Genomic DNA, 12,723 nt, shown 5'->3' with positions numbered 1-12,723 from the left:
GCAATGTCGGCCAAGCATCCGATCGTGGCGATCACGGGGTCCTCGGGGGCCGGCACGTCCTCGGTCACCAAGACGCTGCAGCACATCTTCCGGCGAGAGCGGATCTCGCCCGCCCTCGTGGAAGGCGACTCCTTCCACCGCTACGACCGCAACGAGATGAAGCTCGCCACCGCGGACGCCGAGGCGGCGGGCAACCGTCACTTCTGCCACTTCGGCCCCGAGGCGAACCTGCTGGACGAGCTCGAGGGGTTGTTCTCCCAATATGCTGCCGACGGCACCGGCCGTACCCGCAAGTACCTGCACAACGCGGAGGAGGCCAAGCCCTACGGGCAGGAGCCGGGCACCTTCACTCCCTGGGAGGAGGTCCCGGAGGGCACCGACATGCTCTTCTACGAGGGGCTGCACGGCGCGGTCGTGACGGAGACGGCCGACGTCGCGCAGCACCCCGACCTGCTGGTCGGCGTCGTGCCGATCATCAACCTCGAGTGGATCCAGAAGGCCTACCGCGACAAGAGCGAGCGCGGCTACTCCGACGAGGCCGTCACCGACACGATCCTGCGCCGGATGCCGGACTACGTGCACTACGTCTGTCCGCAGTTCTCGCGCACGCACGTGAATTTCCAGCGCGTCCCGACGGTCGACACCTCGAACCCGTTCATCGCGCGGTTCATCCCGACCGCGGACGAGAGTTTCGTCGTCATCCGCTTCCGTGATCCCAAGGGCATCGACTTCCCGTACCTGCTGTCGATGCTGCACGACTCGTTCATGTCACGGCCGAACATCATCGTCGTACCGGGCGGCAAGATGGAACTGGCGATGCAGCTGATCTTCACGCCGCTCATCTTGCGGCTCATGGAGCAGCGCCGGCGGGCCTGAGGGCTGCCCAGCCCGTCCATCTCAGCCCTCTATCGGCACGACGACCTCGACCGTCGTCCCCTTTCCCGCCACGGAGACGACGTCGAGGTGGCCGCCGATGAGTTCAGCGCGCTCGGTCATCCCCGCGAGGCCGAAGCCGGTGCCGGAGGGTCGGCCGGCCCGACCGGTCCTCGCCGGGAAGCCGTGGCCGTCGTCGCTGACCGTCAGCACGACCTTGCGGCCGTGCCGAGCCAGCCGCACCTGTGCCTTGCTGGCGCCCGCGTGCTTCACGGCGTTCTGGATGGCCTCCTGAGCGATCCGGAACAACGAGACGGCGACGTGTTCGGGCAGGTCGACGTCCTGCGCGTCCACGGCGACCTTCAGGTTCGGGACCGCCCGGGCCATGCTCTCCAGCCCGGCCGCCAGGCCGAGGTCGTCCAGCACCGGACTGTGCAGGCCGGTGATCGCGCTGCGCGTTTCGGCCACCGCGAGCTCGGCCAGGGCCCGCGCCGCGTGCACCTGGTCGGTGACATAGGCCAGGTCGTGGTCGGCCAGCGCGAGTTCTGCAGCCGAGAGGTGGAAGGTCAGGCTGGCGATGACCTGGCTGACGCCGTCGTGCAGGTCTCCGGCGATCCGCCGACGCTCGGCCTCCTGCGCGGTCACCGTTCCGGCCACGAAGACGTTCCACTCGGTGCGATGGTCGGCGGAGGCCGCGGTCAGCCGGTCCAGCCGCAGGCGTAGCGCGACGAGGTCGGCTACCTGTTGGGCCAGCGCCACTTCCGCGTCGAGAAAGACCCGGCGCGTCCGACTGTGCGCGGCGACGACGGCAGCACAGCTGCCGTCAGGAGCGCGGGCCGGTACGCACAGTCGGGACACCCGCTGCCCCTCAGCGAGTCCGAGCAGTTCACGGTGCCGGGCGTTGCGCGGGTTGTCGTCGACCAGCGTCACCGCGATGCCGTCTGCGGCGACGCGGCCGGTGACGCCGAAGCCCGGCGCAAGGCGCAGCGGTTCTCCCTCGCCGGCCGACGAGGGGTGGCCGGCTGCCACCACGACCTCGCCACCCGGCTCGATCCGGTAGATGAGGCAGCCGTCGACGTCGAGTGCGCCGACCAGGTGGCGGGCGACTCCCGCGAGCACGACCTTCAGCGACGGCTCACGGGTGACCAGCCGCCGGACGTCGTCGAGCAGCGGCCCCCAGCCGGTCGCAGGCGTCAATGGAACAGGCCCTCGCGCAGCGCCGTGGCGACGGCCCCACCGCGGTCGTTGACGTCCAGCTTGCGGTAGAGCCCGCGCAGGTGCGTCTTGACGGTGTCCTCGCTGACCACCAGCTTGGCCGCGATCGCCTTGTTCGACAGGCCGGCGACCAGCTGTGCGAGCACCTCGCTCTCTCGCTGGGTGAGGCCCAGCCGTGCCCCCGGCCAGAACTCGCCGTGCTGCAGGTGCGCCGCCGACGCGGCCACCCGCCCGGCGAGGGTGGGGTCGATGACGATCTCCCCCGCGCACACGTTCTCCAGGTGCCGCACCAACTCGTGGCCGTCCACCCGTTTGAGCAGGAAGCCGGCGGCCCCGACCCGCAGCGCCTGGTAGAGGTACTGCTCGTCGTCGTAGACGGTGAGGAAGACAACCTTCGCTGTCGGGTCCAGCTCGCGGATCGCCTTGCAGACGTCCAGGCCGCTCGCCTGCCGCAGCCGGACGTCGCACAGGACGACGTCGGGGCGGTCGTCGCCGAAGGCGCGGACGGCGTCGGGCAGCTCCCCGACCGTGCCGACGACACAGACCTTCTCCGGGAACCGCGAGAGCATCGCGGCCAGCCCCTGCAGCACCATCTCGTGGTCGTCCACCAGCAGGACGCGCATGGGCTGTCGCATGGCCCGACCGTACTGGCAGAACGCGGCGATGATCCGGTCCTCGGGCGCCCAGATCACCCGCGCGACCACCCGAGAGGGTGGCACGGTTCGGCGCACGGATGCCTACCGTGCGGGTACGGCACCCGGCTCGGCTGGAGGAGACGCATGACGCACGTGTCCGGCGGCCGTCTGGCAGGAGTGCTGGATGCCTGACAAGTTGATCCGGATGACGCGCTCGCGGCCGCCGTACGGCCCGGTGGCCCGGCCTGTGATGCTGGCCGTCGCCGGCGACAGCGCGTCGGGCAAGACGACGCTCACCCGCGGCCTGGTGGAGGCGGTCGGTCGCGACCGCTGCACGTCGATCTGCGTGGACGACTACCACCGCTACGACCGGGCGGAGCGGCGCAGCCTTCCGTTCACGCCGACGCACCCCGACGGCAACTACATCGACATCATGGAGCAGCACCTGCAGATGCTGGCGACGGGGCAGCCCATCCTCAAGCCGGTCTACGACCACCGGACGGGGACCTTCGGCCGCCCGGAGTACGTCGAGCCCCGGCAGTTCGTCATCGTCGAGGGGTTGTTCCCGCTGTTCACCAAGCTGTCGCGGGCCTGCTTCGACATCAGCGTCTACCTCGACCCGCCCGAGGAGATCCGGCACGTCTGGAAGGTGGCGCGGGACAGCACCGATCGCGGCTACACCCGCGAGGAGGTGCTTGCCGACCTGGTGCGGCGGGAGCCGGAGTCGGCTGAGTTCATCCGTCCGCAGCGCCGGCACGCCGACATCGTCGTCCGCTTCGCCCCTGTCGCGGACCGGCACGACCCCCCGGACACGCCGCTCTCGGCCGAGCTGCTGCTGCGCCCGACGGTGCAGCATCCGCCGTTGAGCCACATTCTCACCGACGACGTGCGCGCCGCGATGCACCTGAAGATCCTCCGCGATGACGACGGCACGCCGGTCGACTGCCTGCACGTGCACGGACACGCGCCTGCCGAGGACGCCCACCTGCTGGAGAAGGCGATCTGGGAGGGTCTGGCCGACCGGCGGGAGATGCCCCAGGGCCTGGGCGACGTGGCCCCCGGCTTTCGCAGCGAGCCGCTCGCGGTGACCCAGCTGATCCTGCTCTACCACCTGGCCCAGGAGGTCTACCAGAGCTAGGTGTGGACCGACGTCATCGAGACCTTTCACCCGCTGTCTCCACCGTCCGGGGGAGGCGGGGCCCTGTTCGTGCTGCCTACGGTGCCGGTCTACGGGGGAGCCGGCACTGTGGTGGTCACATGACGAGGTCCACACCGGACCGTAATCCCGCCCTCGAGCCGCTGCGGGTGACCGGGGCGGCGGCCATGGCCGGGCGCTGCGACGTCGGGGCCGTGGGCGACAGCAGCGACCGGGCTGCAACTCTCTGAGGAGGAACTGTGACGCACGAACACACCGACCGGCTCCACAGCACGGCTCGGGCAATGGTCGCGCCGCCACGCGGGATCCTGGCTGCCGACGAGAGTCCCGGCACGATGTCCACACGGCTGAAGGGGGTCGGCGTCGAGCCCTCGGCGGAGGCCCGGCGCGACTATCGCGAGATGCTGCTCACGACGCCGGGGCTGTCGAAGCCGGTCAGCGGGGTCATCCTGGCCGACGAGACGTTCCGGCAGTCGCTCTCCGACGGGCGCAGTGTGCCGCAGGCCTGTTGCGACGTAGGGGTCCTGCCGGGCATCAAGGTCGACACCGGCGCCAAGCCGCTGGCGTTTGCGCCGGGGGAGACGGTCACCGAGGGACTGGACGGGCTTCGCGAGCGGCTGGCGGAGTACGAATCGCAAGGTGCCGTCTTCGCCAAGTGGCGGGCCGCCCTGGTCCTGAGCGCCGACCTGCCCAGCGAGCGCGCGATGCTCACCAACGCGCACGCGCTGGGTCGGTATGCCGCGCTGTGCCAGGAGGCCGGCATCGTGCCGATCGTCGAGCCGGAGCTGTTGATGGAGGGTGACCATGGGATCGAGCGCTGTGCGGAGGCGACGGGGCAGACCCTGGACATGGTCTTCGTGTCGCTGCTCGCGCAGGGCGTGGACCTCGAGGGCATCGTGCTCAAGCCCAACATGGTGGTGGCCGGCAAGGCCTGCAGCCGGCAGCCGTCGGTCGAGGAGGTGGCGGAGACGACGGTACGGGTGCTGCGCGAGCACGTCCCCGAGGCAGTTCCGGGTATCGCCTTCCTGTCCGGGGGGCAGCCACCCGAGGTGGCGACGGCACATCTGGCCGCGATCGCGGCAGTCGACACACCCTGGCAGGTGACCTTCTCCTTCGGCCGCGCCCTCGTCGACCCGGCTCTGCGCGCGTGGGCCGGCGATCCGGCGCGCTGGCAGGCGGGCCAGGCGGCCCTCGACGAGCGCGTCCAGGCGAACTCCGGCGTCCTGTCGCTGGCTCTGCAGGCCGGCCGGTAGGGGCCGGCCGGCGACGCACGCGCGTCCGGGGCGGGTGTGACCGTCACCGGTGCTGAGACCACTCCTGGTGGTCAGCCGCTACTCGCGGTGACGCCGCTCCTGTTGGCGCGACGTCACTGGGGCTCGGGAACCGTGAACGACAGTCGAACGTCGACCCGGTCGCGCACCCGAAGGCCGCCCATCAGCCCGGTGTAGGGCTTGAGACCGAACTCGGTCTGGACGACGGGGACGGTGGTCTCCACCGTGGCCTGCCCTGCAGCGCGCTGCACATCGAGCGCCGCGGTCACGGCGGACGTAGTGCCGGCGATCAGCAGCTCACCCTGCACGTCGTAGCCGCCGGCCCGGCCGCTGATCGTCCGGCTCACGAAGGTCACGTCGGGATGCTTGGCCGCCGACAGTGTGTCGAGCGCGCTGCTCTCGATCGTCTGTCTGTCCTTGTCGGTCAGCGGCTTCACGCCGCCCTCACCGGAGATCACCTCGAGGCTGGCGACCGACGTCCGGAACGACACGGCGATGGGCTCCGAGCCCTCCAGGGTCACCGTGCCGGACCAGTCGCTCATCCGGATCGTCAGGGCGTGTCCCGCCTTGGCGGCACGACCTTCCACGCCGGTATGCAGCGTGAGTCTGCCGTTCTCCGGGCCGATCGTCACTGTTGGCATGGGCGCAACATGGTGTGCTGACAGCGCCGCCGCAACCCCCACTCGGCCGGCCGTGCTCCTCGGGGTGGCCGAGGATGCCGCCGGGGGGAGATGCTGACCTCGAGCCTGCGGGCGCGGGCGCCGAATCGCCCTCGGCCGCAGCTCGTGGACCGGGTGATGGTCCTTGCGTTTGACGGAGTTGCCGTGATACTCACTAAATGTCGAGGACCAATAGCCAGACTCCCTGAGGAGCAACACGTGGTGCTGTGGTGGATCGGCAATGCTGTTCTTCTGCTCGTCGTCGTCCCGCTGGTCGTTTATCTCGCTCATGGCCTCCTCCAGGCCACGCTCGAGATCAGGCGCTACGCGGACGACGTGCTCGACAATGGCGTCACGCTCACCGGCACGCTGGACGCGGTGCCCAAGCTGGTCACCACGGCTGAGCTGGCCGGGACCGCTCGCGGCCTGGTGGGGCGCTACGGTGCCGCGCTACGACGGTTGCTCTGAGACGTTCTGTTCCCGCCGGCCTTCGCCAACCCGAAGTAGGAGTTCATGCGCGCTGAAGTGATCGTCACGCTGATCGGGGTCGCGCTGCTCGTCGGCGCGCTCGCCATCTACCTCAGCCTCATCTCGTACCACCTGACGAAGGTGAATTTCACCCTCGGAACCGTCCTCATCGGAGTGCGGTCGATCGCCAACCAGACCGAGCCGGTGGGAGCTGTCGTCAGCACCATCGCCTCCGAGGTCGGCGCCATCGACGACGCTCTGAAGGATCTCGTGACGACGGCCACGGTGCCGCAACCGGCTCGGCGCACCCGCGCCCGGGCGACCCGATGAACGTCCGACACAGAGACCGGAGCTGACATGCCCTACAGCTTTGCTTGAAAGGACGCCGACCACCCGTGCAGTTGGCATGGGAGAGCGAATTCCGAGCCCGAACTCATGGCGAAGGTGGCGGACCACGTGCAGCGCAAGCACGAGGTCCACACCGTCAGCGACACCATCGTCAACCTCGTCTCGCAGAAGGTTAAGAGGACCTAGTCGATGTACGCAGTCCTGGCACAAGACATCTTGGACTCACCCAGTCTCACGACCTGGTACGTCTCCTTCGTCATCGCCGGCGTGATCATCACCCTGGTGGTCATCCTCGTCGCCATCATCTTGACGATGGCTCGCCGCATCGCGGTCCAGGCGACGTTGATCACCGAAGCGCTGGAGGATTCCCGCGCCAACACCGAGGCGCTGTGGGACGTCGCCGCGGTGAACGAAGGCCTCACCAGCATCGTCGCGAACGCGCAGGCGGCGCGCGGAGTCCTGGGAGCGCGGCTGTGAACGCGGCGACGGTGAACATCGCCCTCGCCGACAACCAGATCGCCATGTGGTGGACCACCCTCGGCCTCGGCCTGGTCGTCGTGTTGGTCGTCATCCTGCTGCTCTCGCTGTTGACGGGCATCGTCCGCGACATCGACCGCAACGTCGCCGACGTCTGGCAGGTCGCGACGAAGGTGGCCCGCAACACGACCACAACCTGGCAGCTCACGAGCACCGGGACCCTCACGGACGCGCTGCGTGAAGAGGTTCACACGCATGCCACCCTCTTCCAGTCCAGCAACGGCAGCAACAGGGGAGCCCGGGTATGACACTGCTGATCGCGCTGTCGGTGTTCGAGATCGTGTTGCTCGTTGCCGTGCTGGCATTCTTTGTCATCCGCATCACGAAGCTGCTGCGGCACATCTCGACGAACCTCGCCAAGATCACATGGGGCGTCCGCACGTTGGTGACGCAGTGTGGCGCCATCGGTCCGGCGGCTGACCAGATCAACTCCAACCTGGCTGCCACAGCTGCCGATCTCGAGCGAGCGGCGGTCGGGGCAGAGCGGCTCAGCGTCTGACGGGCATCGGGATTACACAGCCTCTGGAGAACAGCGGCTCGCCGCACGACAGGGCCGCGCTCTGCTTCGTCCGTGGTGAGACCGTGGAGGACACCGACGAGCTGACGGCCGACAGGGACGTGTTGTTCGTCGGTGGCCGGATCGCCGCAGCTCTGCGGGCTGGCCACGAAGTTGTTTTCGTACGCGCTGACCTGCCTGCCGAGTTGGCCGAGTCGCGGGCCGCCGTCGAGCGGGCGCTGGTCGTCGAGGGGTTGACCAGCCTGGATCGTGACAGCTCGCTCGCGCACCCACTGGTGCGGGAGCGGCTGAGCATCGAGTCCGGCCGGTGGGATCTGTGGGGTCGCAGCCTGGCCGATGTGTTCGCTGTGCTCAATGCCCGGGCCGGGGCTGGCCAGGCGACCGGCGCGACCGCTGCCGGGTCCACCGGCGGTGCCGGAGCGGAGTCAGCTGCTGGCGATGCGCGCAGCCCATCGAGTCCCACAACCGACGCCGACCGGGCTTCTTCTGCCGCGGCAGGAGAGGCCAACCCATGGCGCAGCCGCTCGCGGCTTTCGCTGCTTGCGGGTGTACTGGTGGTCGCGGTCGCTGCGACCGTGCTGGCTGCCACGGCACGGGATCGTGCCGACAAGCTGGGCGCCGACGCCAATCCGTCGGCGAGCCCGTCGGCCGAGGTTCGCCTCGTCGACTACCGGGATCCGCAGGGACGCTTCACCTTGCAGCACCCGGAGACCTGGAAGCCTTTGGAGACGGACGACCCTGACATCGGGGTCGTGCTGCTGGGACCGGAGGGCGGGTCGATGCTGGTGCGTCTCGTGCCGCTCGAGACGCCGATCGATCCGGCGGACATCGACGATGTCAAGGCTGTCACCGATGTGGTGGTGCAGGCGCCCGGTGTCGGCGTCGTCGAGCAGAAGTCTGTCGAGCTGGGCGGCACACCCGGCTACTACTACCTCTACACCTTCACGGATGAGGAGACCCAGGTGGAAGGCGTGCACTCGCACTTCTTCTTGTTCCGTGACAGCACGATGCACACGCTGGTCTTTCAGGCGCTGCCCAGCGAATCCTTCGAGGGGCTTGCCGAGGACTTCGACCGCATCGCCCAGAGCTACCAGATCCTGCAGTAGCGCCGCCCTGTGCGGTCACCCGACATTCGACAGCCTGGAGTGGAGTGTCCGTCGGTGTGTCTGCAGCTGGCGCAGCAGCTCGGGTGCCTGCTCGACCGGATCCGGGTCAGAAAGGCTGTCGGTGGACGGCGGCCGGCGCGGCTCACCTGTGCCGCGCGACAGGAAGCGATCAGGACAACGGCCTGAGCATCGGGTCGTGGCAGGGGTGTGAGCATCGTTTCTCCGATGCGGCGGTCTTGACACCCGCCCCCGCTCCCCCGATGCCGGCGCTCCTGATACCGCCGTGCTTCCTGATTGTTGCAGCTGCGGTGCAGTCCCGCCCAAGACCGGCAGCCTCGCCGGCGTGCGTGCGGTCCGGCTACACCCGGACCGCCGGGGGCCGTGAGGTGGCGTTCAACCTCCCTCCTCACCTGCGGCACTGGGCGGCGGCCGGGGGCTCGCCGGATCGACTGAGGGCCGTGATGGTCCGCGCCGACTCCACCGACTGCTGTCGCGCCCACCAGCACCCCGCCGCCGCCCCCCGCCCGCGCCGCCCCCCGCCCGCGCCGCTCCCCGCCCGCGCCGCTCCCCGCCCGCGCCCCTCCGGCCCCGGCCCTCCGGCCCCGGCCCTCCGGCCCCTGGGGTTGATCCACGCGGACTTTGGGGCGGTTGCCGGTCAAAGGTCCGCCCCAAAGTCCCCGTGGATCACCTGGCGGTGGCTCGGCTCAGTGGGGCGGCATCGGCAGAGTCGATCCGGTCTGCGTCCGGGGAGCGGCGCGCAGTCCTAGGGCTGGTTGCAGGCAGACCCACGGATCAGCGAGCTGCAGTCGATCGACTTGGCGTGCGCATTCACGTCGCGGGCTGCGGCGAGAATGTTGCCGGTGTCGCTCTTGATGCCCTGCGACAACGCGATGATCCTGTCGGCCTGGCCGTTGATGGCGGCCACACCGTCGTGGATGGAGACGACGACGGGTGACAGCCGCTGGAACGAGCCGAGGATCTCGGAGGCGTTCTTGTTGATCGCCCGCGCGGTCGTGTTGATCTCACGGACGTTGCTGTTGATGTCCACGACACTGCTGTTGATCGTGTTCGCGCTGCTCAGGATGTCCTTCACATGCCCGTCGATGGTGGTTGCGTGCTTGGTGACCTCCTGGGCCTGCCCGTTCAGGTTCTTCGCCGCAGCCAGGATCTCGTCGGTGGTGTCACCGGTCTCGTCCAGCAGCGCCACCGGAATGGTGGCGGTGTCGATGGTGTCCACGGAGTTGACGATGTCACTCACCCGCGTGTCGATCTGCTGTGCGGAGAGCGTGGTGCGGGTCAGCTGCACGACCGCGAACAACGCGAAGGCGACGGTGATCGCCATGTGCGTCGCGATGATGCCGTGGTCACCGGCGTTCCGGTGCGGCCTCAGGCGTTGCATGAAGGCCCGCCGCGCACCGCCGGAGAGTTGCAGATGCTCTCCAGGTGGACGTTGACCTGCACCAGCGACGTCAGGATGTTCTTGGTGTCCGCCCGGGCGGAGGTCAGGATCTTGTTCGCCGTGTCGACGCGGCGGTGGATGTTCTGGACGCCCAGCTTGTCCGGCGGGTCATCCGCGTCCACGAGGGTGGTGCGGATCTTGCCGGCCAGGCCCAGGACCGAGCCGAGCACGTTGTCGGTGTCGGTGAGGGACCCGTTGGTGTTCTTCAGCGAGCTGTCGGTGTCCACGAGCGACCCGTTGGTGTTCTTCAGCGACCCGTCGATGGAGGTGAGTCCGCCGCGGATCGAGGTCAGCGCGGAGATGATCCGATCCGTCTCGGCGTCGATCGGCTTGAGGGCCGTGTCGATGCCGGTGAGGTTCTCGTTCGCTCGCTGGATCTGGTCCGGCAGCGTCAGGACGTTGCCGCCGGCTCCGGTGACCGAGTCGCTGGCGACGCCGAGGTTCTTGTTGATCGACGACAGGGAACTCGTGATCGCGATGAGGTAGGCGACGACGACCAGGACCACCAGGCCGAGCAGGATGGCCCACGTCTTGAGCCAGCGGTCGAAGAAGGTCTGCTTGCCGGGATCCGACGACCGGGCAACGCCGGTCGATTTGCCGCCAGGGGCGATTGTGCTTGGCATCTCAGTCTCCTCTACTTGCAGTGGCCGTCGTTGCCCTTGGCGCCAGCGACGCCACGGTCAATGCAGGTTGCCTTGATGTGCGCGCGCCTGGCCTGAGTGACGATGTTGCTCGTGTCACCGCGGATCTGAGTGGCGATCGCGATCGTGGCGTCCAGGTTGGTGTTGATCTGCGCGACGCCCCGGTTGATGGACTGGGCGACGGCGAGGATGCGTGAGGCCTCGCCGTTGATGCCGTCGGCCGTCTTGTTGATGCTGGTGGCGTTGGAGTTGATGCCTCCTGCCGTCCCGTTGATGCTGACGGCCGAGCCGTTGATGCTCCCCGCCGAGTTGTTGATCGAGCCGGCCAGACCGTTCACGTTGCCGGCCAGCGACACGATCTGCCCGAGCTTGCCCTCCAGCGGCTTCGCGGAGTTCAGGATGGACGTGGCGAGCTCATTGGTCCGCTCCAGCTGGATGATGCTGTCGGTCGACTCGTTGATGCCGCGACCGGTGAGGGCAATCGTCTTGGCCTTGTCGTTGATCTCGCCGGCCAACGACGCTGTCCGGTGCAGCAGGCCGGCCGCCACCAGCACCACCACGATCGTCACAGCCAGGCCGAGGATCGCCGCGCCGGAGTCACCGCTCATCTGAGGATGCCGTCGCATGAACACTCCCGTTGCTAGTCCATGTAGCACCGCGAGTACAAGGCGGTAACTGTTCCGCGCAGACAGTGGCACGTTTCGCGCGAAAAGGAAATGGGGGTTGGTTTGGGGGTGAACCGCGTGTCGCGCGTCCTGCCCCCGGGCGCCGGGGACGGGTGAGGTCGCGCGACACGCCGGTGGTAGCAGGCGGTTCCAGCGGTGTGCCGGACGCGCACGTTGCCTGTCGCGGACGGGGACTCCTGCTCGGCTCCACGCTTCGCCGGGGAAGCGTGAGGGCGCGCAGGCCACACGCCGCAGGACCGATGACCGACGGCGCGCGCCGGAGGCGGCCGGTTCGGGAAGACCCGCGTCCGGCGCGGGCCGTGCGGCGCCGACCCGCCGAGGGTGATCGAAGCGGGTCAGACCGGCCCCAGGGCGATCGAGGCGGGTCGGACCGGCCCCAGGGCGATCGAGCCGGGTCAGACCGGCCCCAGGGCGATCGAGCCGGGTCACACCCGCCCGCACGGGCTGGCCCCCGCGCCTGCACGGCTTGCGGCCGCAGCGGCGTGGCCGACCCGACGTGGGCGGCACGGTGGCGTACGCCGTCAGCCGTCAGCCGTCAGCCGTCAGCCTGCTCTGGCGGTGCGGTCAGGCCCGGCAGCGGTCTCCGGCCGAGAGTTCGCCGCCCTGCCGACCGCCATTGGGTCGCCCGTGATCGGCGAACTCCGCCCGGTTGTAGCACAGCACCCACGGGCCCAGCTCGATGCGCGTCCCCGTGTGCAGCTCGGCCTCGGGAACTGTCCGGCCGTGCACCCGCAGGTCCGGGCAGCGGGAGATGTTGACGATGACGTAGTCGTCCGCGTCGTTGCGGTAGATCTGCGCGTGCTGGGGGCGCAGGCCTTCCAGGCACAGGTCACAGCTCTCGTCGCTGCCGATGGTGCTCACCCCCGGAGGGAGGTGGAAGATGCGCTGTCCGGCCGGGTCGCAGCACAGGTCGTACGTCATCTGCCCGCCGGACGCGAAGGTCAGGTGTGGGTCGCCGCCGCCTGCAGGGTCGTGGGTGCTGGCGTATTTCATCGGCTTCACTCCTCCTGGAACCTCCACGCGCGAACGCGCCTGGATCTGCTGCGACGGAGACCGGCTCTGCCGGGGCCCGCGGACGGTACGTGCGGGCCACGCCCGCTCTCGGGCTGTGCCGGGCTTCTCCGCTGCCGACCGTGCGCCGCCCTGCACCCG

General features: G+C 69.1%; 17 protein-coding genes and 1 pseudogene. 11 read left to right on the top strand and 7 right to left on the bottom strand.

All coding sequences use genetic code 11. The features are described from left to right. Positions 1–3 precede the first annotated feature (3 nt). Complete coding sequence (locus WD794_14420) at positions 4–876, top strand: phosphoribulokinase (GenBank protein MEX2291503.1); 873 nt, start codon at positions 4–6, stop codon at positions 874–876. Between the two features lie 21 nt (positions 877–897). On the opposite strand, the gene WD794_14415 is transcribed toward WD794_14420, so the two are convergent. Together WD794_14415 and WD794_14410 are read right to left on the bottom strand one after the other, a co-directional pair. Beyond that, positions 898–2,070 (bottom strand): GAF domain-containing sensor histidine kinase, encoded by a 1,173-nt coding sequence (locus tag WD794_14415; protein ID MEX2291502.1) that lies wholly within the window; start codon positions 2,068–2,070, stop codon positions 898–900. Further along, entirely contained in the window at positions 2,067–2,723 is a 657-nt protein-coding gene (locus tag WD794_14410) for a response regulator transcription factor (GenBank protein ID MEX2291501.1), read from the bottom strand. Before WD794_14410 ends, WD794_14415 begins: the two co-directional genes overlap by 4 nt. Before the next feature lie 184 nt (positions 2,724–2,907). Here WD794_14410 and WD794_14405 point away from each other — a divergent pair, with 184 nt between their 5' ends. The 3 genes from WD794_14405 (at position 2,908) to WD794_14395 (ending at position 5,132) form a co-directional block, all read left to right on the top strand. Then, positions 2,908–3,861, top strand: a complete 954-nt coding sequence (locus tag WD794_14405) for a phosphoribulokinase (GenBank protein ID MEX2291500.1) — start codon at positions 2,908–2,910, stop codon at positions 3,859–3,861. A 119-nt stretch (positions 3,862–3,980) separates the two neighbouring features. Beyond that, on the top strand, positions 3,981–4,109 hold the full coding sequence (locus WD794_14400) for a hypothetical protein (protein MEX2291499.1): 129 nt from the start codon (positions 3,981–3,983) through the stop codon (positions 4,107–4,109). A gap of 9 nt (positions 4,110–4,118) precedes the next feature. Next, positions 4,119–5,132, top strand: coding sequence for a class I fructose-bisphosphate aldolase (locus WD794_14395; protein MEX2291498.1), 1,014 nt, complete (start codon positions 4,119–4,121; stop codon positions 5,130–5,132). A gap of 113 nt (positions 5,133–5,245) precedes the next feature. On the opposite strand, the gene WD794_14390 is transcribed toward WD794_14395, so the two are convergent. Continuing rightward, positions 5,246–5,791, bottom strand: a complete 546-nt coding sequence (locus tag WD794_14390; GenBank protein ID MEX2291497.1) for a YceI family protein — start codon at positions 5,789–5,791, stop codon at positions 5,246–5,248. A 237-nt stretch (positions 5,792–6,028) separates the two neighbouring features. On the opposite strand from WD794_14390, the gene WD794_14385 reads away from it, so the two are divergent. The 7 genes and pseudogenes from WD794_14385 to WD794_14355 all read left to right on the top strand — a co-directional run bounded on the left by WD794_14385 (position 6,029) and on the right by WD794_14355 (position 8,785). Beyond that, positions 6,029–6,277, top strand: coding sequence for a hypothetical protein (locus tag WD794_14385; GenBank protein ID MEX2291496.1), 249 nt, complete (start codon positions 6,029–6,031; stop codon positions 6,275–6,277). A 45-nt stretch (positions 6,278–6,322) separates the two neighbouring features. Next, the gene (locus WD794_14380; protein MEX2291495.1) at positions 6,323–6,607 is read left to right on the top strand and encodes a hypothetical protein; all 285 of its coding nucleotides are present in this window, start codon (positions 6,323–6,325) and stop codon (positions 6,605–6,607) included. Between the two features lie 63 nt (positions 6,608–6,670). Then, positions 6,671–6,811, top strand: a pseudogene (locus tag WD794_14375) (DUF1059 domain-containing protein). Positions 6,812–6,814: 3 nt separating this feature from the next. Continuing rightward, the gene (locus tag WD794_14370; GenBank protein MEX2291494.1) at positions 6,815–7,102 is read left to right on the top strand and encodes a hypothetical protein; all 288 of its coding nucleotides are present in this window, start codon (positions 6,815–6,817) and stop codon (positions 7,100–7,102) included. Next, complete coding sequence (locus WD794_14365; protein MEX2291493.1) at positions 7,099–7,410, top strand: hypothetical protein; 312 nt, start codon at positions 7,099–7,101, stop codon at positions 7,408–7,410. Before WD794_14370 ends, WD794_14365 begins: the two co-directional genes overlap by 4 nt. Beyond that, positions 7,407–7,661, top strand: coding sequence for a hypothetical protein (locus WD794_14360; GenBank protein MEX2291492.1), 255 nt, complete (start codon positions 7,407–7,409; stop codon positions 7,659–7,661). Before WD794_14365 ends, WD794_14360 begins: the two co-directional genes overlap by 4 nt. Before the next feature lie 251 nt (positions 7,662–7,912). Further along, positions 7,913–8,785, top strand: coding sequence for a hypothetical protein (locus WD794_14355; protein MEX2291491.1), 873 nt, complete (start codon positions 7,913–7,915; stop codon positions 8,783–8,785). Positions 8,786–9,548: 763 nt separating this feature from the next. On the opposite strand, the gene WD794_14350 is transcribed toward WD794_14355, so the two are convergent. The 4 genes from WD794_14350 to WD794_14335 all read right to left on the bottom strand — a co-directional run bounded on the left by WD794_14350 (position 9,549) and on the right by WD794_14335 (position 12,564). Next, complete coding sequence (locus WD794_14350; GenBank protein MEX2291490.1) at positions 9,549–10,184, bottom strand: hypothetical protein; 636 nt, start codon at positions 10,182–10,184, stop codon at positions 9,549–9,551. After that, positions 10,172–10,867: a hypothetical protein gene (locus WD794_14345; GenBank protein ID MEX2291489.1), complete on the bottom strand. Its 696-nt coding sequence runs from the start codon at positions 10,865–10,867 to the stop codon at positions 10,172–10,174. The genes WD794_14350 and WD794_14345 overlap by 13 nt, the downstream gene beginning before the upstream one ends. An 11-nt stretch (positions 10,868–10,878) precedes the next feature. After that, positions 10,879–11,493: a hypothetical protein gene (locus WD794_14340; GenBank protein ID MEX2291488.1), complete on the bottom strand. Its 615-nt coding sequence runs from the start codon at positions 11,491–11,493 to the stop codon at positions 10,879–10,881. Between the two features lie 642 nt (positions 11,494–12,135). Then, positions 12,136–12,564, bottom strand: coding sequence for an FHA domain-containing protein (locus WD794_14335; GenBank protein ID MEX2291487.1), 429 nt, complete (start codon positions 12,562–12,564; stop codon positions 12,136–12,138). Positions 12,565–12,723: the final 159 nt, after the last annotated feature.

The organism is Mycobacteriales bacterium, from assembly GCA_040902655.1.
Classification (GTDB): Bacteria; Actinomycetota; Actinomycetes; order Mycobacteriales; family SCTD01; genus SCTD01.
This window is presented reverse-complemented; position numbering and strand designations above follow the sequence as displayed.